The organism is Halobacillus litoralis (assembly GCF_009856415.1).
Classification (GTDB): domain Bacteria; phylum Bacillota; class Bacilli; order Bacillales; family Halobacillaceae; genus Halobacillus; species Halobacillus litoralis_C.
Genome location: NZ_WMEZ01000005.1, coordinates 52,506 through 77,618, shown reverse-complemented (window position 1 = coordinate 77,618; position 25,113 = coordinate 52,506). Strand labels below are relative to the sequence as shown.

Below are 25,113 nucleotides of genomic sequence, written 5' to 3'. Positions count from 1 at the left end.
ATCACCCTTACATTTCTTCCATCCTTTGTACCATCATATCGTAATTCATTGCCCCGAGCATAACAGAACTGATTTTCCCATCCTCATCTACAAATATAGAGGTCGGGACAGGATTGACTTCATATTGGTTGGCGACGGACACGTCTTGATCAAGTAAAATTGGGAACGTTAAACCGAATTCGTCGACGAAGTCCTGCACTCCTTGGACATTTGCTTCTGTTTCTGTTAAATTGACGGCCAACACTTGGATGTCTTCATTTGCCGAAAATTCCTGCATGTCCGGCATTTCGGCCCGACAAGGTGGGCACCACGTAGCCCAGAAGTTGATCATGACTTTCTCTCCCCGATAATCGGATAAAGAAACCTCCTCTCCATTAAGCGTCTGCAGCGTGAAGTCCGGCGCCTGCTGTCCTTTTTCCAAACCAATGTCAGCTTCTTCCGTGGCTGGCCCTTCGGCGACCATCTTCTCGCCTTCAGCAACCTGTTCGTTGGTTTTTCCTTCATATACAAAATCATAAACAGCCCAACCAAATAAGGCGGTTACAATGACAATAAGCCCCCATTTCTTCATTCAACCTCTCCCTTTCTATAAAAAGATCATACCTAGATTCGCAAACCATGTATCCTGAACCAAATTCAAAAGCAGTGTTGAAATCCTCGTCATATACCCGGTATAGAGAAACGCACCAGCTAAAATCATTGCAACTCCCCCGATTTTCAAGATCCGCTCACTATATTTCAAGATGACTCGAGTGGATCCTATGAAAAAGGAAAATACGAGAAACGGTAAGGCGAACCCGATGACATATACAACGGTGTACAAGATCCCCTGCGTCGGGTTGCTTGCGGACAACAAAAGAATCGATGCAAAAATCGGGCCAATGCAAGGGGTCCACCCTGCCGCAAAACCCATTCCTGCAAAAAACGTTCCCACTAAGCTCAGTGACGATTTCGGTTTCGTCTGTACTCTTTTCGTTTTCATGAACCAACCGATCTTCAACCAACCGGCGACGAACAGTCCCATCAAGATGATGAAAACCCCAGCCAGCCGCTGCAAGAGCAGACCTGAGCTCCCAGTTAAAATGTTTTGTACAGCACTCCCTACATAAGAAGCGCCAATTCCTAAACTGATGAAAATCGAAGAAACACCTAATAAAAACAACAAAGAGTGCGTGAGTAACCTCTTCTTCACCTCAAGGCTTCGATTCTCTTTCATCTCTTTTACACTCATCCCAGTGATATAAGATAAATAGGCTGGGAATAAGGGCAGGGTACACGGCGATAGAAAAGAAATGATCCCTGCGCCGAGCGCAAGCCAAAGCGTTACATCAGCCCCCATGATTCATACCTCCTTTTTTCACTAAAACCAACGTTAAACTAATCAGAGCAATCACAAAATAAAATCCGAGATCCATCCGATATCCCATCACATCAGGAATCCGATACAGCCATCCTATGAGCAGAGCACCACTGAATGCGAAAAATACCCCCCATAGACGCTGCTTATGTATGACAACTAGAAAAAAGAGTCCGAAAGCAAAGATGAGATCAACAAGATGGCCTTGATCCAACACGAGCCTCTCTAAAAAGGCATAGGTAACAAAACTACCTGCCAACATCAGAATATAAGCCTGCAAATAAGGCTTATGAACCTGACGCTTCCGCCACTCCCACAAGACTACAGCTATAGAGGCGATGTAAAATTCAGCCGTTCCACTCGGATAAGCAAGCACCGAGAGCGGATAGTCCAATAAAAGCTCCCATTGTGTCAATCCTTTCGCTCCTATAAATAATAGAAGCCATGTAGTGAGGATCGAAGCATAGTTTTCCATCGGTTTCTTTTTTTCTTTTTGAGAGGAAAGAATCCAAAATAAAGCCAGCCCCATGAGTAATGCGATGATCCTGGTGACCAGCAGTGGTTGCAAAATCATATGAAAACCTCTTTTCCTTCTTTCTATCCTAAATGACGTGTGTGAAAATATCATGAAAGATCAAACATCCATGATATTTTTTCCATAATAAAAGAAGCCTATGGACTCAAAAGCCCCGGCCTCCCCTATCTTACACTATGATCCTTCCCATCGGCTCTTTTATGATATTCAATCGTTTTCGATAAACGTGAGGACATCTTCCATAGAAAAGGCGGGGTTGCTGGGGTGGACACGTTCGAAAATTGCCTTCATAAACGTAAACCCTTCCATCGTATCCACAGTCCAGTCATGATGACTGAGGTCCTGATCATGGACAAACTTCGCAACAGCTGTCTCTCCCACGCGTTTTACGATAAATGGGGTGACCTGTTCAAAGTCATGCGACGAGCTTGCATTCATGTAGGCATCTTTCAAAGACTCATAAGTAAAGATTTCGATATCCATTCCTTTAGGATAAGTCCTTTGAAGAGTATTTGAAACATACAAGCGATTCGGATACTGCTGAAAGAACATTTCAACCGCATGATCGATGATTGCAGGATCTATAAGAGGGCCTCTCGCAGACAGTCGAACTACCACATCCGCTTTATATTTTCGCCCGGTTTCATAAAAACGACCGAGGACATCTTTTTTTGAACCACGAAACGTCTCCACATTCAACTTTTTACTACAGTGAACAATGGCATCATCGCTTTCCTTTATTGATGTACTCACTACAAGTTGATTGATCCTCTTTGAGCGCCGTACTCTTTCTATTAAATACGCTAGCAGCGGTTTTCCGTTCACCTTGTTCAAGATCATTCCCGGGTATGCGGTTTCTTCCAATTGCGCCTGTATAATAGCTACAACGTTCATGGTCTCCCTCCCACTATGACCATCTTATGAAAAAAAGAGGGAAATCATTAATCATAGAAAAGCCAAGGTGCCTCCTCCAGCACCTTGGCTTCCTTTCATTCATATTCTTTTTCGATGTTCTTCGTACTCCGGATGGTATCAATAGGACGCACATAATTCTCAATTTCCTCACGCTTCGGTTCAAGCTTCGGCGGAAGAGATAACTTTTCACCAAGGGTTTCATACGGTTCATCACCCATAAAACCTGGTCCATCCGTCGCCCACTCAAACAAAATCTGTGGGGAAACTTTCGCATACAACGAACCGAAATAGTGACGGTTAACGAACCCAGAGTTCCTTAAACCGAACTTCGACAAGCGCTCGATCCATTCCTCTAACGCTTCCTTGTCTTCCACACGGAAAGCAGCATGGTGAACGGTTCCGTACCCTTGACGTGCCGGAGGGAGAATCGCATTATATTCTACAATGACAGAAGCTCCATTTCCACCTTCTCCCACTTCGAATAAGGTGAACGCCCCTTCTTCATCCACTTCCCTAAAGTTCATGACTTTCTCAAGCATTTCCTTGAAATATTTCTTGTTATCGACTCTCACGTATAATGGTCCAAGACCGGTAATCGCGTACTCCAATGGAACAGGGCCTTTTTGCCATGGTACACCCGGCGCTACTCCATCATCGTTTTCATCGGATACAAGTTCATAAGCTTGATCATCAAAATCGACGAACGGAAGCACCTTTTTGCCGAACCGTTCCTGGATTCCTTTGTGATTTACTTCCAAACGGTCGAATCGCTTCAACCAGTAGTCCAAGGCCTCATCACTCGGTACACGGAAGGACGTTTTAGCGATTTCATTCGTTCCGTGGGAACCTTTCGGAATGCCTGGAAAATCAAAGAAGGTCATATCCGTACCGGGATTCCCCTCGTCATCTGCGAAGAATAAATGGTACGTTTCAATATCATCCTGGTTGACCGTCTTTTTGACAAGACGCATGCCAAGGACATAGGTAAAAAACTCATAATTCTTCTCTGCACTGCTTGTTATGGCGGTTACATGGTGAATGCCTTTCAATTCATTCATTCGATCGCCTCCCATTCATCTATAGCTACATCATAAATATCTCAGTTTCAAGATAAATATAATATATCTACAATCTCTTGTCAATTTATAAGTTCATACAATAATCTTCGCTCTCATACCATTTGTATATGGAGGCTCCTTTATTTAATTTAATCGTTGACAGATGTTAAATCCTGGGGTAAATTAAAAACCAACCATTTCAATCGGTTTACTACAATAATGTTTAAAAGGAGGTAGAAAGAACATGGAAACATTTCTCGTCATCGTCAACATTGCTCTCATTTTAGCGCTTATTTTTGTTCTCATCCGTATGCAGCAAAAACACGTCTCGTTCAGCAAACGCGTCTTTGCAGGGCTTGGACTTGGGGTGCTCTTAGGTGTGTACTTACAGTTCGCTTTTGGAACTGATTCCAGCATCACCGCACAGACAACAGATTGGTACAACATAGCCGGACGTGGGTATGTACGGTTACTTATGATGATTGTCATCCCGTTAATTATGGTGTCCATCATCCAATCCATTATCAACCTTGAAAAAACTTCACAGTTAGGGAAAATTTCGCTATGGATCATCGGTGTCCTTGTTGGCACCACGGCGATTGCAGCCCTTGTGGGGATCGGAAGTTCCTTTTTGTTCGATTTGAATGCAAGTGAAATTGAAGCCGGTCAAGCGGAAGAAAGCCGGGGGTTATATTTAGAAGAACGCCTGACAGATGTTCAGGATATGTCCACACCACAAAAGATACTTGAATTCATTCCAGCGAACCCTTTTCTTGACATGACTGGAGATCGCGCAACGTCTACCATCGCTGTCGTTATCTTCTCTGCCATCATCGGAATCGCTGTTCTCGGGGTGCGTCGTAAACAGCCGGAACATGCAGAAATGTTCATCAAGGTCGTCAATTCTTTTTATGCCGTCGTCATGAGAATCGTCACGCTTGTCCTTCGGCTCACACCCATCGGAATTTTAGGCTTGATGGCAGTCACCGTAGCGAAAACGGATATAGCCGGAATCCTTGAATTAGGAAAATTCGTACTCGCTTCCTATGTCGCCTTAGGTGTAATGTTCATCATCCACCTTATATTAATCGCGATCTTCGGGTTAAATCCTTTCACTTATTTACGAAAAGTATTGCCCGTTCTCAGCTTCGCCTTCACATCAAGATCGAGTGCAGGAACGATCCCACTGAATATTTCTGCACAGAAAAACAGCCTCGGAGTTGAGGAAGGGGTCGCCAACATGTCGGCTTCCTTCGGTGCCACCATCGGGCAAAATGGCTGTGCCGGCATCTATCCAGCCATGCTCGCTGTCATGATCGCCCCTTCTGTCGGGATCGATCCGTTGAGCCCTGGTTTCCTGATTCAGCTCGTGTTGATCGTAGCCATCAGCTCATTTGGAGTCGCCGGTGTCGGAGGCGGGGCAACATTTGCAGCATTAATCGTGCTCTCTTCCATGAACCTCCCTGTCGCCCTTGCCGGGTTACTTATTTCGGTTGAGCCTTTGATTGACATGGGGCGTACAGCATTGAACGTTAATGGTGCGATGACTTCAGGAACGTTGACCTCACGTGTCATGAAGACCTTGAACCTCGAGCACTTCAACGATAAAAAAGCGGTTGAAAAAGATATTGCGGTTTAATCCAAAAAAAGGCCTCTCCAATTAAGGAGAGGCCTTTTTCATCTATTGTGCTGTACTCACATCATCCATACCATCCTGGTTCCCAATCTGCCATGTTCCTAAACGTCGAGGATCTCCGCCTCCGTACATTTGGAGGACATCCCCGTTTGTGCGGATTCCAAGTCCCTGAATACCGCCATAGAAAACAGGAGAATCATGCTCAATGACAGAGTAACCTTTCAAATCCCTCAAACGGGCGATGGGCTGCTGCTCAATCAAGTTTTCAACATGGACGACGTTATCTTCTGTATAAAAACGACTGCGGCTGATGGCTTCCTGCAAAGTCAGCTGCTCACCAGTGTCTTCATTCCGTCCATATTCGTATTGAATCAATGTTTGAATCAGCATCGCCGGGATCCTTTTCCCACCTGGAGAACCAATACCGAGGACCGCTTTTCCTTCTTTTGCGAAAATCATCGGCGAGACGAAGGAACGAGGGCGTTTGCCCGGTTCATAAGCGTTCATGGAATCCTCCGCTGTATCGAAATTGTTCATTTGGTGGTTTAAAAAGAAACCGTCGATATACAAGCCTGAGCCGAAGAATTTCCCCAAGGAGTTGGTCGCAGAAACCATCATCCCGTCCTTATCGACAACGACAAAGTGTGTCGTATTGCGGTGATCGGCTTTCTCACCTGGTGCGGTATACAGGTCCGCAGAACTTGTCAGCGCACCACCACCTACAGAAAATTCCTCTTCAAACAACTGATTTGTATATTCTGTCGAGGTCAATTTTTCCTGCTCCACTTCCTCAAATGCAGGATCGCCAAGGGTATACACTCGATCTGTGTAGACCTTGTCGACAATTTTGTTTACAAGGTGGATATAGATATCTTGATATTGTTGATCATTGACAATCTGTTCCATGTTTTCTGGAAGGTTTCCATCCAAAAAGGCAGGCCATCCTCCACCAGGCAAAGCATATTCCTCTTCCAAGACTTCATCCAGGTTGGCTTCCAACTGCTCAAGCATCTTCAAGGCCTGGATGACGATGATTCCTGATGTCGGAGAGGATCCAGCATACAAAGTCTGTCCTTTGAATTCTCCTTTTGGTGCAGGGCGTTTACCGACTTCATAAGCTTCAAGGTCACCCGGTTGAAAACCAAGTTGACTTGTAAGTGAGTCAGCGACCTCCCCTTCATAGAAGGATTCCGCCCCTCCTTGCTGCAGTTTTTTCAAAGTCTCCGCAAGCTCTGTTTGAACAAGGGTGTCATTGATCTGCAACGGGCGGTCTTCTGGATAAAACATGTTGTAAACGGCCGGGTCTTCATTTCCTGATTGAATGAAACGTCTGGAGTTCTGTAGCTGCTCATTGAAAATCCGCCCAACTTTTATGCCTTCTTCACTGTGAGTGACGGCATCTTCAAGCAGCTCATTCCACTCCATTTCACCTCCGTAATCTTCATAGACCTCGCCCATCCCTTTCACAAAGCCAGGCACAGCAATTCCGCGTTGAGGGCGTGCCCCGCTAACAGGAGCTGCTTCGCGGTAATCGTACGTGATTGCTCCTTCGTCCGGTTCGTGGACAATCATTTGCCCACCTCCGCCAATTCCAGAGCCATAAGGTTCAACGACATTCAGCACAAAGGAAACGGCAATGGCTGCTTCAGCAGCATTTCCTCCCTCGTTAAGCACCTTCATCCCTGCTTCTACAGCAAGGGGGTGCACGGCACTGACGCCATACACAAAAGCTTCTTCCTCAGAAGAAGTATCCACTTCAACCGTCTCCTCACGACCTTGGACTTCATAAGGTTCACGGAACTGGTCAAATTCTTCTTCAAAATAAACATTCCATCCAACTAAGCCGACGAAAATGATGCCGGCAAGTATATAGGTCACTTTCAAATCATTCAAACCTGTGGACCTCCTATCCTTCAATGACGCCAGCTTTTTTCAAATCGATCACAAGTCTGCCGTCTTCCATCCGCCATAGTTCATCGTCCAGTTCTTTCCTAAGCGTCCGGAAAATACGATAATCGCGGAACGGCTTTAGAATTCCATCTGTCTCTCTCGGTCTTGTATCGGAAATTTGCATAGGTATGAAGGAAAGTTCCGCCCCTCCGTCCTGCAAAAAGTCAAGTTGAGCGAGTGTCGAGTCTTTCGTACGCGACCATCCCTGGTCAAAGACGAAATTCCCGAGACTGTTCATGACGATCGACGTCTTATCTTCACTTTCCGGATCATCCGGGTCTTTTTCGATATGTACACGAGTGATGGGCTCGAGCACGTGAGAGTGGTGGCCGATGATGACATCCGCCCCCATATCCGTCATCAAATACGCAAGCGTTTCCTGTGTATCATTGGAGCCGACCTGGTATTCATCGCCCCAGTGAGTATGGACCATGACGACGTCCGCCTGTTGTTTCGCTTCACGGATACGACTTTGCAAAACGCCAAGCCCTGCATTCGTCAAAACACCGCCGACGTATTCACTGGCACTGTATCCTTGTACGAATACATCCGTAAAACCTAGGATGGCTACATTTCTTCCGTTCGCATCGAAATAATGTATTTCACCCGCATCGGTCAACGTTTCTTCTTCCTCAAACATTCCCTCAGCAGGATCTAATGCACGGCCGATTCCGAGCAAATCAAGATCAACCTTTTCCATATGCTCCAAGGTTTCTTCTAAGGAAAGATTCCCGTAATCCATGATATGGTTGTTTGCTAGATTGACAGAGTCGAAACCAGCATCCACCAGCGCCTCTTCGGCTCCTTTATCTGCATACAAATGGATATCTTTATTACGCAGCTCAAAATCTTCCATAACCGATTCAACTTCAGGATCTTCTGCATCAATGACCGGGTTTTCAAAGTTTCCCGTAACATAATCGGACTGTTCAAAGTATGGAGTCACATAATCAAACACACGACCAATCGGTTCCCCACTTCTGACAGCGGCATCACGGACGTGACGACCGAGCATCATGTCCCCAACCATCGAAATTCTGAAATCGACATCATCCGGACGTGTATCCTCCGGCATATCCGGCTTATCGATCCATTGATGACCAAAGAAAGGCACAGCTAATAGAGCTGCGAGAACCATAGAATGGAAAGGCGCTTTCTTTTTATGCTTCTTCGTCCATACTTTCATCTTATATTTAAGATCTTTTTCTTCCATTGAAAAATCTCCTCTAAATCAAATGGTACGCCGAAATCAATACAAAAGTCGCGAACGCAATAAGGAAAGTGGCACTGAATGTAGGCAGCACTCCCTGCTTTTGTACCGAGTTTGCGATCAATCCGGGAACAATGACTCCGATTCCCCTTAATTCCATGACAGGAAAAGGGGTGAGGGGATATAAATAATCCATCGACATCTTCATCAAAACCCCGACGGTCAACATCGCAGCAAATTTACGACGACCGTAAAGAACCGTAAACCTTGATAGAACTTGAGAAACGAGTAAGTATGTAACCAAGCTGATTAAACCAACAGCTACTACGTACATCACTTGATCGAATATCAGAGCTATGTAGCCCGGGACAACCAAACCCGCGGGCACGATCCCTGTTTTCTCTGCATACAACAAACTTAATAAAACACCAATGACAATCGCGATATATAAATCAGTACCGAACACGTGGACTCCAACTCCCTACATTATTTGTTCGTCTGCAAAACCTTACGAGAAAAAGGTCGTCTCTCTTCCGACTCTTCGATGACATCCCAACCTGTTTCTTCTCGAGGAGATGGACGGAATTCAAGTTCCTCGACAGCCGCCGCCACTTTCTCACCAGCTCCGACAATGTTTCCGATTCCGTAAATGACACTATCATCCGGAAGCTCTTTCAGTTGATCGACAATTACCTCGGTCGATGCTTTTTCCAAGTTTATGAGATTGAGAGGCCTGATTTTTCCTTCTTCATAGGCTTTCGTAATCGGCCACACACTTTCTCCCATGACAATCAACCGCTCCATTTCAATATGGGGCAGGACGTTTTCTGCAAAATCGATGGTCCGCTCAACCCGGTCACTACGGCAGCTCATGACGACCGTACGCTCCTGATCTGGGTAATCCAACTGTTGGATTCTTTCCCAAATGTTCAACGTTGATGTCGTATCATTCGCAGCAAATCCGTTGAAGAAGTATTTAGGCGCTTCTTCTTTACCAAAACGGTGCACACGCATCGCTCCAGGATCGACAGGTGCCTGAAGCATCCCTTCGAGCGCGACTTCACGATCGATATCCAAAATCTCAGCAACAGCCATCGCAAGAGCCGCATTTTGAGGGAAAATCATGAACGGGAACTTTTGCAAGTACGCTTCATCAATCCAACTTTCATCTGCAATCACGACTTTTGAATTCTTCCGGCGCGCGACTTTCTCAAAATACTTCTGATATGGCGTTTCCGGTATGATGACATATCCGTTTTCCGGAATGGTCGAACCGAAAGCTTCCGCAATATCATCAAGGGTCGGCCCCATCACATCCATATGGTCTTCAATGACGTTAGCGATGATGGTAATATTCGCCTTCACCAATCGTTCCTGGAAGACCTTCTGATATTCAGGGTTCACTGCCATACATTCACTGACGAAAGCGTCCGCACGTCGTTTCACCACTTTTTCCGTGATTTTCATTTGTTCATTAATATTGGGACCTTGCAGACCACGAATAATCGGGTCTTCATCATCCTTATACCAATAAAACATCCGCGCTGACGTTCCTGTCGTTTTTCCAACCACTTTCCGCCCGTCCTGTTTTAAAATTCCCATAACAAGACGAGTGACCGTCGATTTCCCACGGATTCCGTTTACAAGAATCCTTGTAGGGATTTTCTTCAGTCGACGATCAAGCTTATATTTTTCCCAAAGACCTACAACAAGCACAAAAACAAAGAAGATCATCAGGTACGCTAACTCATCCACTAACTTTCACATCCTTATCTAGTTCCAAAGATACCACGAACTCGCTCTCTCTAAAACTAACAGATTATTACAACATACGCCACCACTCGGCATAAGTCCTAGTATTCTACCATACCCTAATTAAGAAATTTTAATTAGAATTTTCAAAATAGTTCATCCTTAACGGTAATAACTCTTCCAAATGAATCTAATGTTCCTGTACATTTATGCGTGAAAATTGGTGCTATTACGACTTTTCTATAACACCCATTAGAACCCAATATAACTTACAACCTCCATTCGGACAGCTTCCTTTTTTTGGCATGAAAATTGCTTAGTGTGTATTGAAATCAAAATTTGAAAGGAGCATGAACCATGTACAATCGAAAATGGCTACTTACAGTGTTCGTCACCGTTTTAACTTTTTTGTCTCTCGTTCCTTCCGTCTCAGCGATAAAAAGTGGAGAAGAATCAATTAAAGGAAATCTGGTCATTGTAGGCGGAGCACTTGGCTCAAGCAACGGTGAAGTCTATAAAGAATTCATCAGTCTCGCCGGAGGGAAAGAAAAAGCTCGAATCGGAATCGTACCAGCCGCTTCTGGCTCCTTGAAATCCTCCCATCAATTCAAAGAGGACATGATCACCTATGGAATGGACCCATCAGATGTGGAGATTCTCGAATTATCGAATCATGACTTTAAAGATACGGAGACAAATGAACGAAAATGGAAAAGCAATGCGCAAAAAAATCAAACTGCCAATCACATCCAGCAACTTACAGGTATTTGGTTTGTTGGGGGAGATCAATTAAAAATTACAGACACCCTTCTCAAGCCGAACGGAAAGAACACGAAAGCCCTTGATGCTATATGGGACATTTACCAAGACGGAGCTGTTCTTGGTGGGACAAGCGCAGGAGCTGCCATCATGAGTGACGTCATGATTACAGGGGGCGGCAGCCTTGGAGGATTCGATCAATCTTTCATTTATGAAGATATTTCAAGCCCTGACGAAGAGTCTGTGCCTGTCTTCATTGAAAAAGGTCTCGGTTTCTTTCAATGGGGCATTGTAGATCAACATTTTAACGAACGATCAAGGCTTGGCAGATTAGCCGCAACTGCGCTTAAGTATGAAAACCAAGGGAACTACGCCTATGGTATTGACGAAGACACAGCAATGGTTGTATCGAACAAGAAACAAACAATTGAAGTGATTGGCAGAAGCACTGTTACAGTTCTTGATGTTTCTCATGCTGCAATTGAAGGCGAGGGCATAAAAGGATTGGATCTAAGCTACCTCTCAGAAGGGGATCAAGTGAACGTACAAGATAAAAGCTTTCAAATAGATGAGGCACGCGACCTTGAAACCACAGGCTATGAGTATTTTAATTTTGATCCCCTACCTGCTACAGGTGTGCTGACTTCCTATGGTACATTACCCAATTACCTTTCCTACTCCCTTGTAGACAACGCATCAGCTGACAAAGTGGAGAGTTACCTCTATGACAGTACAGGAGAAGGATATGAACTTACTTTTGAACAAACGTCAGATACGAAAGGGTATTGGGGATATGAAGATGGTCAAAAAGATTCCTATTCGATCACACATGTCACGATGAACGTCACTCCTGTTAACGTACAGTTCAAAGACAACGAAGAACTTTTCCAAGATTACCAGCCTTCCCAGTTCACCATGCCCGACTCTTCCTTTAACACCGATACTAAAGGATCACTGATCATGGCGGGTGGTGCATTAGGAAGCTCAAACGCAGAAGTATACGAAGCGTTCATCTCAAGAGCCGGAGAAGATGGAAAATATGGGATCATTCCTGCTGCAAGTTCAAGTCTTAAGAGTTCCCACCAATTCAGGGAAGATTTAATTTCCTATGGCGTGGATTCAGAAAAGATAGAGATCCTTCCTCTCTCAAATCATGATTTTAAGAACACGGAAGAGGATGAAAGTCAGTGGTTAAAGAACCGGAATGACGAGGGTCTAGCAAAACAAGTAGGAAGCTATGACGCGATTTGGTTTGTTGGTGGCGACCAGACGGATATTACCGCTGCCTTGTTGAATGATGATGGATCATATTCTAAGGTCCTGGAAAGCTTATGGACCATTTACGAGGAAGGTGCTGTATTAGGAGGGACTAGTGCAGGGGCCGCCATTATGAGCGACGTTATGATTGCTGGTGGTGGAAGCTTTGATACATTAAGCAAAGGATTCACCATAACCTATGACAGCATGTCTCAGCAGGAAGGCGGTCCTGCTTATCTTGAGAAAGGTCTTGGCTTCTTCCCATACGGAATCATTGATCAACATTTTGATAATAAAGCACGAATAGGCCGATTGATTGCGACAGATGCTCCTCATGGAGAGAAGGATGAATATTCTTATGGAATTGATGAGGATACCGCTTTAATCTTGGATAACAAAGAAAAATCACTAAAAGTGGTTGGTCGCGCCGGCGTTTCTGTCATAGATTTGAACGCTCAAGAAGAGGGCGCTGTATGGAAAGGTGACGAAGATATTCGTCTATCCTGGCTTACTTCTGGTGACCAATTGAACCTTGATACAAAAAAAATCACTATAAGTGATCATAAAGTAACAACAACAGACTATGAGTATTTCGATTATGAGGCTGCTCCACACTCAGGTGTGCTGACTCCTCATGCGGAATTAAATAAATATTTATCTTATGCTCTATTAGATAACGCTCGTGAAAATCAGGTTAAAAGCTATAGTTTTAATAAAGAGAAAGGTTTCGAACTGACCTTTAGAGAAGAAGAAGACACAGAAGGATTCTGGGGATACAAGGACGGTAACAAGGATGACTACTCTTTCTTGAATGTCTATTTGGATATTCAACCCGTAGAAGTCAGCATCCAAAACCGTTAAGAACAGATACAAAGGAGATAAACAAATAACAAAAGGGTCTTCCGCTTTCCGGAAGACCCTTTTGTATTATTGTAACTTCTCGAAAACATTCTTCACTTTCGGAACAACATAGTGACTTCCACCTTCGGCATCTTCAATCATCATCGACACCATAAGATCCTGTCTTTCCGTATCCCAGGCAATGAACCATCCATTCTCCTGGCCATCCTCCTCCTGGGATTGCTTCAATTCGGCCGTTCCCGTTTTTCCGGCGAGACTCAACCCTTCTACCACAGGCTCATGAGCTGTCCCTGCCGAATCCTCAACTACAGCTTTCAAATCCTCCCGTATAATTGAAGCCGTATCTTCACTCATCACGTTCTCATGCCATATCTGCCCCGCTTCTTCATAAGAGACTAACCTTGGTTTCATTAAGTCCCCTCCGGTCACAAAAGGCGTATAAGTGAGCGCTAAGTGAAGGCTGCTCATTTGCACTTCCCCCTGTCCAAAACCAGTATCACCGAGTAACGCTTCCCGGTCGAATTGTTCTCCATTCAACAGCTGAGAATTTTCAATTGGGAAAGTCAACGGGAGATCTTCCCCAAAGCCGAACTCACGGGCCTCTTGAAGGAAGGTTTCCCCACCGATTTCAAGGGTTTTGCGAGCAAAGTAAATATTGTCTGAACGGACGAGCGCGTCTTTTAAATTCACTTGTTCATCCTGGGCTGCCCCTGGCACCCTTGTCACTGTGTATCCGTTCTGCTCATATGTCGTTCCTTTAATTGAAAGTTCTTCTTTTGGTGTAATCACACCTTGGTCAAGGCCGATTGCTGCTGTGATCGGCTTGAATGTCGATCCAGGTGAATAGGTGCGGTTGAATTTGTTCAGTGTCGACTTTACGTCCCGACCTAGGACAATTGCATTTGGATCATAGGCAGGGGCACTGACGAGAGCCAAGACATCCCCTGTCATCGGGTTTACAGCAGAAGCTGTCCCTGATTCTCCTGACAACTGTTCATGAAGGGATTTCTGTACTTCCGATGTTATCGTCAGGTTGAAATCTTTTCCGTCCTTTGCCGCTGTTTCAGCTAAGACTTCTTTCGTTTCTCCAGCCTCTGTCTGGATGACGACTTTTCCGCCTTCCACACCTCTCAATTGATCTTCAAGAACACTTTCAAGTCCTGTCTTTCCAAGTTGATCGGCAGCTGTGTAGCCTTCATCCTTCAATTCTTCAAGTTCTTCTGCTTGAATCGGACCTATATACCCAATTAAGTGAGCAGCAGCTTCTCCTAAAGGATAGCTTCTTGCATCTGGATTAGGCTGAAGTTTCACACCTCTTGGTAATTCATCATCTTCTAGAGCCTCTTTAGTCTTTTGATCATTTTCAGCTATAGATCCCACAGGTACAAACGTGTCAGCTGTAACCCAGGATTGATTCAACTGTTGATCAATATCCTCTACGGTTGTATCCAAAATCTCAGCAACCGTTTGTTTCAGTGTTTCTTTTTCCTCTTCCGTGTGCTCTTCCATCCTGCCTGGTACGAGACCGACATCAAGGACGCCTCCATTGACAGCCAGCGGTTCCCCCTTCACATCAAAAATTTCGCCACGCTTAGGATCCAAGGTCCATGCTCGTACCTCGTCTCCTTCTTCCATCTGAGGAAAAATCATTGAAGAGTTCCACTGCACCGCCCATCGGTCACTCTCCTCCCCTTCTTCATAGACGAGCGTTGCCGCATTCGAAAACTCAATCGGTCCTCCCAACGAATCCAGCTCTCCGTCAAATTCAAAGGAAGGTTTATCGTCTGTTTCATACTCTTGTTCTTCTTCCGGAAGATCGTATGTAAATGAGAGATTCTCCATGTCAATTCCTTCATAAATCGCTGTATATCGCTCGACAAACTCCTCTTTACTCAAGAGTTGCTTGGAATTCTCACTAAGAGCTTCATACATTTGTCCATATTCCCCATTCTCCCAGTGATCCATATAGGATTGAAAAGCATTACCAGGCTTCGGCTGTTCCGAACAAGCCATTAGTAAAATTAACCCGATCCCAACAAACATGAGTCGCCACCACTTCATATTACCTCTCCCCTTTACATATATAGACAAAAATACCTTATTTTCATCATAGTACATTCCTGACTAAATGAACAGAAAGCCACCCTACACAAAACCCTCTTCATCGAATGATGAAGAGGGTTTACGATTTATCTTATATTATTACTCCATGCACGATCTTCATCGATCATCCGCTTCGCAGCGTAGATGAGGATGAATTGAATGATAATGACCGGTAGACCCATTAATCCTGAAATGACCTCCAGAGGTGCTAATCCTCCAATTCTCATCAGCACAAGGGCAAACCCTGTGATGATCGCAGCAATGATAATCCTTAATAGTTTCGGTGGTTCAAATTTACTCATGTCTCTCGTGCTTGTGTAAGCGGCTACGGTATATGTGGTCGAATCCAGCGTTGTCGTCAGGAAAATAAGAGCGACGACCATAAAGATGACGATAGCCACTTCACCGAACGGAAGAGTAGAAAGAATATCCGGAATCGCAGCCATTCGTTCATTTTCTTTCACTAAATTCAATACGGAAAGATCTCCAGAGAGATAGCGATGGACCCCCAGTCCACCGAGCACTCCTGTCGCTATCCAGGAGATCAGTGTTGGCGCAAGCAAGTAGGTCAAAATCATTTCCTTGATCGTGCGCCCTCTGGAAATCTTTGCAGCAAACACACTGTGCAGCATCGCCCATGTGGCACTGTATGCGAACCAGAATACGGTATTACTCTGAACATGCGAAGCCTCTCCCTGGTGAACGGAGTCTGTATTCAGGGACATATTCAAATAATTGGATAATAAAAACGATAAGCTATCTGAGAAATAATTGAGGATGAATACGCCTGGTCCACCAATTAAAATAAACACAGCAAAGAAGCCTGCGATATACATATTCCAAGTACTCAACCTTTTGATCCCTCGTTCGATGCCGAGATAGGCACTTAACGAGAATAAAAGCACCCAAATGATCGTAACGGTAATCGTCAGTGTGAAGTTCACTTCAATACCAAACAAGTGGGATAAATTCTGCGTGATGATTGGTGCTCCGAGACCTAACGTTACAGATGCTCCTCCAAGAATACTAATCAGAAACAAGACATCCAACATTCGGCCACCGAGGCCGTCCGTAAATTTGTCCCCGAACAGCACCCGACAGGCTTCTGAAATTCTCATCAATGGGCGCTTACGGACATGAAGAATATACCCCATGGCTGGTGCAATCATGACGAAAATGGCGAATACTTGGAATCCCCACAGAAACATACTGTAAGCATTCCCCCACAGTAATGCCTCAGCGGAACCTGCTTCCACCCCGGCAGGTGGATCGTTAGCGACAGAAGTCCATTGGAGCATCCCTGTCCGCATGATCGTCGAACCCACACCCATCGCAATTAAAATGGACGCATATTCAAATAGCGTAAAGCGCGGTTTTTCTTTGGGATCACCAAGAACCACCTGCCCGTATTTAGAAAAAGATAAATACAATCCGGCTACCACTAAAATCACACCATACCAAAGATAGCCCCAACTAAAGTTATTTACGATGGAATCAAAAATGGCATTCAACAGTTCCAGTGATTCTGCCTCATAAAGGGCAAATGGAATGCTGATGCCAATCATTATAATTAATGAAGGAACAAAAATTTTATAATCAATCAACTTTTTCTTTCTCATCCAATCCTCCTAAGTTACGTAAGATTCTCCTCCCCTTCTACCCGCTAGAGGCTGATACATAACTTAAAAGAAACAATTTTCATATAATAATTTGAAGCTGTAGTCTTTTCTTATTTCACCCTCTTCAATTCTTGAGGAGTTTCTATACCTTCTTCATCTTCTTGTTCCTCTTCTTCCGCTTTCTTTATCTGCTCATACCGTTGACGCTGACGGTAACCATAAGTGGAAGAGAGCACAACTTCTTCTTTTTCAAGCGCAGAACCGAGCGCTCCGATAATTGTAGAAACACTCGTTGCGGTCCAGGCGATATAAAAATAATTGATATACCCAACATCACCCGTTAACTGTGACTTCAACATCCCCATTGGAATGAAGGCAATCACCGCAAGAGAGAAGATAAAGAACAGAAGCACATAATACAAACTGACAGATACAAAAAGTGTCAACACAGTAGCCGCGTTATACAGCTTCCGTAAATACGGTGCTCTTTTGTCGTTCGGTTTTTCCCATAGCTTATGTGCAAGGATGATCCACCCGACCATCGCTACGATGGATACGATGGAAAGCATGAACATGCGCCATATGCCATAATTGTTGCTCAGATTCCATAATGTCGGGAATACCAGCGCATACGCACCTGTCGTAAAAGCAAAAACGATGACTTTCAGGAAGGCCGGAAACATGGCCCACGGACGGTTAGCACGAACCATTCCGGTTAAAAGGCGCAAAGCTCCACTGATGCGGGACTTCACAGTGAACCGAACATCAATGTTGGCATCCTCTTCATGAGGGGTTTCTCTCTGAATCGGCGAAAGCCATTCAAATCCCCTCTTTCCCATCAGTCTTGTTGAGCTTTTATTTCTCAATTCTTCATGTTGGTCATCATCCTTCGACTGAATCCTCTGTTCTGCATGCTCGCGCTCCTCGTCAGAACTTCCATAATAGATTTCATTCACTAGTTGTAAAATAGACTCTCTCACTCTCTTAATCATAGGAGTCGATCCAAGACCTGGAAGACTGATTAAAGCCACATGCCCCTCTTCATACGCTTCCGCCACAATTGGGTACTTCCCTTTGAATAAAGGCAGGTCTGTCAGGCATACAGCAAAATCCCAGTTTTCCTTTTCACTCCTATCCATCGTCGCCTCCAGAACATCTTCAGAGTCTTCCGTCACACCTGTAAGCGCGTCGACGGTATATTCCACTTCCCAGTTGTAATTGTCTTCCACATAATAGCTGAGGAGCTCCGGCAGCTCTTTCTCCAAAGCCTCTCCCAATTCCTTTGGGTAACCCGGTGCTGTAATCAACCCCAGTCGTTTCTCTCCTCGTCCCATAACCTTCCCTCCACATCCCAACAAAACTATTTTTTAAGTATATATAACCGTCATAGAGGATTTTAAACAGAAAAAATGACACAATCCTTCAAAGACTACCTTTTCAAGTAGAAAGGAGGAATGTTTAATCCTTGATTATTGAAATTTTTTAGGGTGCAGGGCTGCACGAAAGGGTTCGTCTCCCCTGTCACCATGACTTAAAAAATCTTCGCAACCGTATTCAAAAGGGGAAGGCGTTCACACAAAAAAGACTACAGCCCTGGTGAAAAGGGGCTGTAGTCTTTTTTATTTACATTCGTATGCGGAGAAGGATCACTCACCGAATTGTTGGATTTGTTCAAGGAGACTTGTAAGCTCGTTGAGTGTCTGGAAGACTTCTGTATTTTCAAGCACCGACGGATCAAGCTGACCATTTTCCATATTGGAGAGGTAGACATTGATTCCCTCAAGGGCTCGGTTATTTTGATCGACCACTTGTTGGTGCAAGTCGGAAGCGACCTCCGGGGCATCCAGCCCATTGAATTCCTCGATATCTTCTTTCATTCCCTCTAGCTTTGTTTCAAGGTCCTGTGCCGCTTGCGGATCTGTGATGGCACGTTCGGCGAGTGCCGGGGCTTCTTCTGCAAACGTATTGGCTTCATTGGCATATTCTGTTGCTTCATTGACGTACGTGAGAGTATCATTCACTCCATCAATCAGTCCACACCCTCCAAGAAGGGAGGCACTTAATAAAACGGTAAGAGCAGCTTTTTTCATACCTCTTCACCTCTTCCCTTAGATCATCCGAGTACCTCTTGTATAATGCACGATATTATTTGTTAAACTCAATGATATTTCCATCTGGGTCACTGATGTACACCTGATGCCATTCGGTTTTATTCTCAGGCTTGTTCAGCATTTCGACTCCATGCTTTTCCAAACGATGAAGGAATGCCTCGATATCCTTCACTCTTATTGCAAAATGTCCGTCACGGGAATCGATTTCTGTCGTCCCTCGGAAGGTTCGTCCTTCCTTATGGACAATCAAATGGATCTGCGTCGTCCCCACCTGATACCATGCACCTGGAAATCCAAAATCTGGACGATCCGGGCTCTCTTCAAACCCTAATACGTCACGATAAAAATGTTTCGCTCTTTCGATATCTGATACTAATAAGGACACGTGGTGAATACCTTCGTACATCTCTTCCACTCCTTTTCCCCTTTTCTATCAGTGTAATCGAAAAGAAGACGAGGAGCTACCTGAACCACTCTACAACCCCAATCATACTGAGAAGTCCCAGCAGAAAGGAAAAAGTAGCGAGCCTTTCATAACCATGACCATGCGTTTCTGGGATCAGTTCTTTATATACGATGAATAACATCGCTCCCGCAGCAAAGGCAAGACCATATGGAACGAGAAACAAGGCAATATGAACCATAAAAAAGCCAAACACACTAGCTAAACATTCGATTGCTCCTGTCAAAAAGGCCATCGCCACCCCTAAAGATTTACGGACGCCCTGATTCAACAAAAACAAGGCCACCAAAAACCCTTCCGGTGCATTCTGCAACCCCATCGATAAGGCCACAACAAGTCCAAGATTTTCGACTTCACTCGCCAAGCTTGCCCCAACGGATAACCCTTCAGGAATGTTGTGGAGAGTCATAGCCGCAACAAACATAAGCGCCTCTTGAGGAAGTTTCACATCACTTCGTTCATGATCAAGGTCGATGTGAGGAATGATGTATTCCAATACATTCAATAACAGTGCTCCCACAAGAACGCCACAACACAGCACATACAAATTGGTGAGCTTAAGCGAAGCAGGAATTAATCCATACGTTGAAGCGGCCACCATGATCCCCGCTGTATAGGCAAGAATGCTGTCCATCCGCCTGTGGGATATGGAACGTATGAATAATACAGGAAGGGCTCCGACACTAGTCGCAAACGCGGACATCACCATCACCCACAAACTCCATTCCACAGCATCCCCCCCTGTCAGAGCCAAAGCTCACCGTTTCTTTTTTTACCATATGACCAAGCTGCCCGAATTAGACGCCCCAAATAGGCCGGTCCATACTTCCCCAAAGCTTCCGCTCATAGATTTTGAGGGAAAGCACCTATTTTTAAAGCCTATCGTCACTCGTCCATTCACCTTCCTTCATAGAGACATATAGTATTAATGAGTCAAAAGGAACTTGTCTGAAAGAAAGGTAGACTTTTGACAAAAATATAGAAGGAGTGAACAATATGAGGAAAAACACAGGATGCGGAAATGGGTATGGACACGGTAAAAAATGTCCACCTCTATCCAGCGATGTAGCCAAATCAAAGAGTCTCTTCACTGCATCAGAAGAGTTTTCTTCGGATGATACAGAAGAAACAATCATTCTTGGTGATGTGTTGATTCAGTCTCTTACTGAGGCGGACTTCGAACTACCATCGTATGCTAGAGCCATTAAAAACATCGAGAAAAACGTTTCCTTGACGCAGTGTAAAGCGATTCCTGTCGTCGGAAACCCTGGGTACGTGAAATTGTTTGTTGAAGGGGTTGTACACAAAAACATCCAGTATGTGGAAGATGGGTATGGATATGTTAAAGATTACAGCATCGATATCCCGTTCAAAGCCTACGATCAGGTTGAACTTGCAAACGACGTCCAGTATCCATTCGACTTCCCATACAGCGTGAAAGACAACGTCCTCCAACGCCGTGAACTTGCCAAAGACGGCATGGGCGCTGACCGTTGCGAATTCGGTTCTTTGACGTTCGAAATCTACAACCAGCCAATCAAATGTAAGCTGCTTGCTTCTGCTGTAAACCAGTGGGACATCGTGCATCATTTTGATAACTGGGGACGTTTCAACAAAGTAACGGAAAAAATGGACATCAACCTTGTCATCAAGTTGACCCAGAAACAACAAGATCTCGGATTCCCATCAGTTCCGCCAAATGGCGATAACGGTGGAGAAGAAGATGCTCAGGCTGCAACAACTCAACAACAAGAAACAGTTTACAGCCGCTTCCGAAAAATCATCGGTCAATAACAAATAAGAGATGCTCCTTGACGGGGCATCTCTTTTTTCTTGTGAAAAGAATTATATGTGTACATACTGCTTTTGTAAAAGGTCATAGACGATTTGAGCGGACCCTTGAATGTAGAGTTTCCCATCCTTGATAGAGGCATCACTGTGACTGACGAAACGCACACTTTGCTCTTCTACTTCTACCGGAGCAACGAAAGTTTCAACGAACTCATAATGTACGTTTCCTAACTCTTCGCAGTCAAAAGTGTATTCTTTTCGATCTGAGCAAGGGAGCTGCGGCTCTTTCTTCCAATACACACATACTGTCTCTTCCCACGGCACCGTCTGTTTAAGCTGCTGCAATGATTCTCCATTGTCATAAACGACCTCCACCACGAGTACGCCACTAAGAAAAACATAGGAAGATGGCAGAACAACGGTTTCCTTTTGAGAGTGAATAGATAATCCAATATCAATGATTTCGCATAGATCATCAGGAATGTTCAAGTTTTCCATCAGATTCACTTCGACCTTTTGAGTAGATAATAAGACAGGGACTTTCACAGTCATGTTCCATGCCGTGTGTGAAGATTCTTCTTCCTCTTCACAAAAGTCTTCCAAAGATGAAGAACTACTCTCGCTCTCTTCCTGTTCTAGCTCACAAAAAGACTCTTCCTCCATACAGTTGTGTTCTTCATCGAAAGAAGTTGCGATAAGCTCTGATGATTCTTCTTCATCATAGGACCATTCAATTCTTTCTGACCAAGAACTGGATTCATCCAGCATGGAGCAAACCTCATGAAATAGGTCTTCAGATGAGCCTTTGGCTATTACCTTTTCATCTGATTTTTCTTCCTCCAGAAACATGGAAGATTCGTCATCCAAAACGATATTCTTTTGAGCCTGGTAGTGATCTTTAAAACCTTGACGATCGTCCGAGGACTCCCCCATGGAAGAAACGATATCCGTCAAAATCGAATAGTTAAAATCCTCGTCTTCCATTTCTTGAGAGTCATTCATGGAACTCCAGTCTGGGCAGGGTTCCTCTTTTAATAACGCTAGTAATTCTGGCAAGAACGGGTTGTTTTTCCTCCATCCCCTTCTGGTTCCCACCTGAGGACGATCCAATGATTCATCAAAGAAATCTTCCTCTTTACGGGGATCTTCGATTATGGACATCGAGTCTTTCCGGAACGAAGACATTCGCTTCCGGTTCTCTGCTAACACATGTTCTTCTGTTTCATTATCCAAAATTTTTGAAGGTGGGGAAATGACGGGTCGAGGCATTTCTCCACCTGAGTCGTAAGGAGAATAGATGTCATGGTGATCTTCTGAAACAGACGGATTTTCCTCAAATTGAAAATCATAGGAATGATTTTCTTTTCTACGCTCTTCCTTTGCTTTCTGTGGTTTCGGATGTGACCGCTTCGTCCAGCGTGTTTGATTAAACTTGATTTCATCCCTCTTCATATTACTCAGAAAGGTGCTTGCCCTTCAGCATCCTTTCTCCCCTCCTTTCTGTCCTATACTTGTCACTCAGCAATCATCATTGGAAGCTGAAGCTACGCGGATTTGTTGATCCTGGAGAACTTTAAGGCAAATGTCGAGCACCATTTTTTCTTCGACCTGCGTGAAGTAGCCTTCATTGAATGGTGAAGATCCTGGAAGTGGTTGGCGATCGATCGCTTCATCCCATTCAATGATTTTACTAGCAAGCAATTCACAATAAGGAAGCTCGTTGTAATATTGGCTGCTCTCCTGGTGATATTGAGAAAGATCACTGCTCAACAATTCATCCTTTTCAGGGAATCCGGAAGGTAAGGATTGAGATACGGCAAAATCAAATTCTTCCCGCTTATTATTTTTCGGCATGACTGGCATGGATAAGAAATCTTTGATTTCAATGATCGTATCGAATGGAATATCCACCGTGAACGAATGGAGATCTGAAGCGACCGTCGTATCTGTGCTCATTTCGATTTCGTTCGATGGGCTTGCATATTGGATATTTTTACGGACGAATCCTTTAAGGAACAATTTTTTTGTAGGGAGAAGCAATCGACATTGAGTTAACGCGACTCTTTTCTTAATATCTTTAATTTCAAGAACAGGCTCTGGGAAAGTGATGGTTTCATTTATGTTCAGCTGGACATTGAGTTCGGCGAGAACGACTGGCACCTTTGTGACGATCTTGCCAATACTTACATGAGGCTTACACGGCTTGCAATACCCTTTTTCACACTCATAGGAATCGTTATGTTTATCAGACATTCGATGGCCTCCTAAACGAAAGATATCCCCATGGTATGTAGAAGAACTGACAATGTCTGGGCTCTTATCTCGATTTTGAGATACGTTCAAGCCAACACGCTCATGAAAGATGAACCATCAGACGCCTATGGAATAAAATAAAAAACACGATCCCTTCTATAAGGAACCGTGTTTTTGTCTTATCGATTAGCCATTCAATTCGACTTGTTGTTTTTGCAAAACTTTGACGCGGAATCTGACCATCATTTTTTCAACGATGTGGTGGAAGTAGCCTTCGTCAACCGGACTGTATGATTGACGGTCTGTTGCTTCATCCCACTCGATGATGTCACTTGCGATAAGCTCACAGTATGGGAGCTCGTTGTACGCTTGTGTGCTCTCCTGGTGATACTGAGAAAGATCGCTAGATAGAAGTTGATCTTTTTCAGGGAATCCTTCACCGAGGTCTTGAGCACGGAAGAAGTCGAATTCTCTTCTTGTGTTCGCTACAGGGAGCTGGACCAAACCTTCAAGATCTACTGTCGTCATGCAGTCGAAGTGGACCTTAGTTGTCAATGACTTCATATCAGATGAGATACATTCTCCGGAAGCACCATAAACCGGGCTCGCATATTGAATGTTTTTGCGGACATATCCTTTGATGAACAATGGGAATTCTCCATCTGTGAATAAGTCGTCGGTTCCTGTTGAAGTACGGGTCATCAAACGACACTGAGTGATTACCACTCTTTTCTTAATGTCCTTGATTTCTAGTACAGGGTGCGGGAACTTGATATTTGCTACAAGGTGAGTTGTAACATCATACGCGCCCAATTCCACAGGAACTTTGATAGTAAGTTCATCTGCAGGGTTTACTGGAGTATCCACAGGACCTCCGTTTGTGCAATTGTCAACTGAGGCTGACGCATTAAGGTTTACACAATTATCGTGACAATTATCTTTTTTCATCACTTTTTCCTCCTTTATATTAACCTCACTGTATTCTATGCAATCTACTCTATTAAGCATGGTCAGATGAAGGAGTATAAACGTGGAATTTGACCAAGTCCTCCATTTTTAATAGAAACTTTTCCTTTTCTATCAATTAAACAAAAGCTCCCTATTCTTGAAGACTCAGTTTCAGAGATGTTTTCGGGGTTCGTTGCCGTGTTGGGCGTCAGGGGTGGCTAGGAAGCTACTCGCTTTCCTGTGGGGATGACGGCAAGCCTCCTCGAGCTTCGGTCTGTGGGGTCTCGCCAGCCAATCCATTCCCACGGGAGTCTCGCAGCTTCCTAACCACCCCATTCGATGTAGAGAGACGAACCCCTTTACCAAGGTGGGGAACGTGTTCACCCCGACCCAAAAACATACATAAAGTGCTCTGTCAGGCCTTTCTCGCTGAGAATCACCACTGAAGAGGACTTTATATGATTCACTTCGATTAAGCATCCTAGCGGAGTTGCCGAGAAGTGGTTTCGAGAAACTGATATAGCCTAGGGGCGGA

At 44.4% G+C, this 25,113-nt stretch carries 21 protein-coding genes; 3 read left to right on the top strand and 18 right to left on the bottom strand.

Annotated features, from left to right (window positions below; translation table 11 throughout):
* Nucleotides 1-7: 7 nt before the first annotated feature.
* From GLV98_RS13400 to GLV98_RS13380, 5 genes are all read right to left on the bottom strand, one after another.
* Complete coding sequence (locus tag GLV98_RS13400) at nucleotides 8-571, bottom strand: redoxin domain-containing protein (RefSeq protein ID WP_160916033.1); 564 nt, start codon at nucleotides 569-571, stop codon at nucleotides 8-10.
* Nucleotides 572-586: 15 nt separating this feature from the next.
* Complete coding sequence (locus GLV98_RS13395) at nucleotides 587-1,339, bottom strand: cytochrome c biogenesis CcdA family protein (protein ID WP_160916031.1); 753 nt, start codon at nucleotides 1,337-1,339, stop codon at nucleotides 587-589.
* Complete coding sequence (locus GLV98_RS13390; protein WP_160916029.1) at nucleotides 1,329-1,931, bottom strand: hypothetical protein; 603 nt, start codon at nucleotides 1,929-1,931, stop codon at nucleotides 1,329-1,331. The genes GLV98_RS13395 and GLV98_RS13390 overlap by 11 nt, the downstream gene beginning before the upstream one ends.
* 168 nt (nucleotides 1,932-2,099) lie before the next feature.
* Entirely contained in the window at nucleotides 2,100-2,786 is a 687-nt protein-coding gene (locus GLV98_RS13385) for a cytidylyltransferase domain-containing protein (protein ID WP_160916027.1), read from the bottom strand.
* A 95-nt stretch (nucleotides 2,787-2,881) separates the two neighbouring features.
* The gene (locus GLV98_RS13380; protein WP_160916025.1) at nucleotides 2,882-3,865 is read right to left on the bottom strand and encodes a ring-cleaving dioxygenase; all 984 of its coding nucleotides are present in this window, start codon (nucleotides 3,863-3,865) and stop codon (nucleotides 2,882-2,884) included.
* A 244-nt stretch (nucleotides 3,866-4,109) separates the two neighbouring features.
* Between GLV98_RS13380 and GLV98_RS13375 the strand changes: the two genes are divergently transcribed.
* Complete coding sequence (locus GLV98_RS13375; RefSeq protein ID WP_160916023.1) at nucleotides 4,110-5,504, top strand: L-cystine transporter; 1,395 nt, start codon at nucleotides 4,110-4,112, stop codon at nucleotides 5,502-5,504.
* A 42-nt stretch (nucleotides 5,505-5,546) separates the two neighbouring features.
* Here GLV98_RS13375 and GLV98_RS13370 read toward each other — a convergent pair whose 3' ends face one another.
* Genes GLV98_RS13370 through pgsB form a run of 4 tightly spaced genes read right to left on the bottom strand, consistent with a single transcriptional unit; the run spans nucleotide 5,547 to nucleotide 10,395 of the window.
* Nucleotides 5,547-7,394, bottom strand: a complete 1,848-nt coding sequence (locus tag GLV98_RS13370) for a gamma-glutamyltransferase family protein (RefSeq protein WP_160916021.1) — start codon at nucleotides 7,392-7,394, stop codon at nucleotides 5,547-5,549.
* Between the two features lie 13 nt (nucleotides 7,395-7,407).
* Nucleotides 7,408-8,664, bottom strand: coding sequence for a CapA family protein (locus tag GLV98_RS13365; RefSeq protein ID WP_160916019.1), 1,257 nt, complete (start codon nucleotides 8,662-8,664; stop codon nucleotides 7,408-7,410).
* Between the two features lie 13 nt (nucleotides 8,665-8,677).
* Nucleotides 8,678-9,127 (bottom strand): poly-gamma-glutamate biosynthesis protein PgsC, encoded by a 450-nt coding sequence (gene pgsC / locus GLV98_RS13360; RefSeq protein WP_160916017.1) that lies wholly within the window; start codon nucleotides 9,125-9,127, stop codon nucleotides 8,678-8,680.
* A gap of 20 nt (nucleotides 9,128-9,147) precedes the next feature.
* Nucleotides 9,148-10,395 (bottom strand): poly-gamma-glutamate synthase PgsB, encoded by a 1,248-nt coding sequence (pgsB, locus tag GLV98_RS13355; protein WP_202410063.1) that lies wholly within the window; start codon nucleotides 10,393-10,395, stop codon nucleotides 9,148-9,150.
* 375 nt (nucleotides 10,396-10,770) lie between these two features.
* Here pgsB and GLV98_RS13350 point away from each other — a divergent pair, with 375 nt between their 5' ends.
* A complete protein-coding gene (locus GLV98_RS13350; RefSeq protein WP_160916013.1) occupies nucleotides 10,771-13,290 on the top strand; it encodes a cyanophycinase in 2,520 nt (839 codons plus the stop codon).
* Nucleotides 13,291-13,356: 66 nt separating this feature from the next.
* Here GLV98_RS13350 and GLV98_RS13345 read toward each other — a convergent pair whose 3' ends face one another.
* The 6 genes from GLV98_RS13345 to GLV98_RS13320 all read right to left on the bottom strand — a co-directional run bounded on the left by GLV98_RS13345 (nucleotide 13,357) and on the right by GLV98_RS13320 (nucleotide 20,295).
* Nucleotides 13,357-15,351 carry a penicillin-binding transpeptidase domain-containing protein gene (locus GLV98_RS13345; protein WP_160916010.1) on the bottom strand — a complete coding sequence of 665 codons (1,995 nt, stop codon included), beginning with the start codon at nucleotides 15,349-15,351 and terminating at the stop codon, nucleotides 13,357-13,359.
* A 128-nt stretch (nucleotides 15,352-15,479) separates the two neighbouring features.
* Nucleotides 15,480-17,012 (bottom strand): BCCT family transporter, encoded by a 1,533-nt coding sequence (locus GLV98_RS13340; RefSeq protein ID WP_160916008.1) that lies wholly within the window; start codon nucleotides 17,010-17,012, stop codon nucleotides 15,480-15,482.
* A gap of 110 nt (nucleotides 17,013-17,122) precedes the next feature.
* Nucleotides 17,123-18,346 (bottom strand): MFS transporter, encoded by a 1,224-nt coding sequence (locus tag GLV98_RS13335; RefSeq protein WP_160916006.1) that lies wholly within the window; start codon nucleotides 18,344-18,346, stop codon nucleotides 17,123-17,125.
* Between the two features lie 312 nt (nucleotides 18,347-18,658).
* The gene (locus GLV98_RS13330) at nucleotides 18,659-19,102 is read right to left on the bottom strand and encodes a DUF6376 family protein (protein WP_160916005.1); all 444 of its coding nucleotides are present in this window, start codon (nucleotides 19,100-19,102) and stop codon (nucleotides 18,659-18,661) included.
* 55 nt (nucleotides 19,103-19,157) lie between these two features.
* Complete coding sequence (locus GLV98_RS13325; protein WP_160916003.1) at nucleotides 19,158-19,529, bottom strand: VOC family protein; 372 nt, start codon at nucleotides 19,527-19,529, stop codon at nucleotides 19,158-19,160.
* Nucleotides 19,530-19,584: 55 nt separating this feature from the next.
* Nucleotides 19,585-20,295, bottom strand: a complete 711-nt coding sequence (locus GLV98_RS13320; RefSeq protein WP_160916339.1) for a ZIP family metal transporter — start codon at nucleotides 20,293-20,295, stop codon at nucleotides 19,585-19,587.
* A 287-nt stretch (nucleotides 20,296-20,582) separates the two neighbouring features.
* On the opposite strand from GLV98_RS13320, the gene GLV98_RS13315 reads away from it, so the two are divergent.
* The gene (locus GLV98_RS13315) at nucleotides 20,583-21,380 is read left to right on the top strand and encodes a CsxC family protein (protein ID WP_202410056.1); all 798 of its coding nucleotides are present in this window, start codon (nucleotides 20,583-20,585) and stop codon (nucleotides 21,378-21,380) included.
* Nucleotides 21,381-21,431: 51 nt separating this feature from the next.
* On the opposite strand, the gene GLV98_RS13310 is transcribed toward GLV98_RS13315, so the two are convergent.
* From GLV98_RS13310 to GLV98_RS13300, 3 genes are all read right to left on the bottom strand, one after another.
* Nucleotides 21,432-22,829, bottom strand: coding sequence for a hypothetical protein (locus GLV98_RS13310; RefSeq protein WP_160916001.1), 1,398 nt, complete (start codon nucleotides 22,827-22,829; stop codon nucleotides 21,432-21,434).
* A gap of 66 nt (nucleotides 22,830-22,895) precedes the next feature.
* Nucleotides 22,896-23,630: a CsxC family protein gene (locus GLV98_RS13305; protein ID WP_160915999.1), complete on the bottom strand. Its 735-nt coding sequence runs from the start codon at nucleotides 23,628-23,630 to the stop codon at nucleotides 22,896-22,898.
* A 186-nt stretch (nucleotides 23,631-23,816) separates the two neighbouring features.
* Nucleotides 23,817-24,578 carry a CsxC family protein gene (locus tag GLV98_RS13300; protein WP_160915997.1) on the bottom strand — a complete coding sequence of 254 codons (762 nt, stop codon included), beginning with the start codon at nucleotides 24,576-24,578 and terminating at the stop codon, nucleotides 23,817-23,819.
* Nucleotides 24,579-25,113 lie beyond the last annotated feature (535 nt).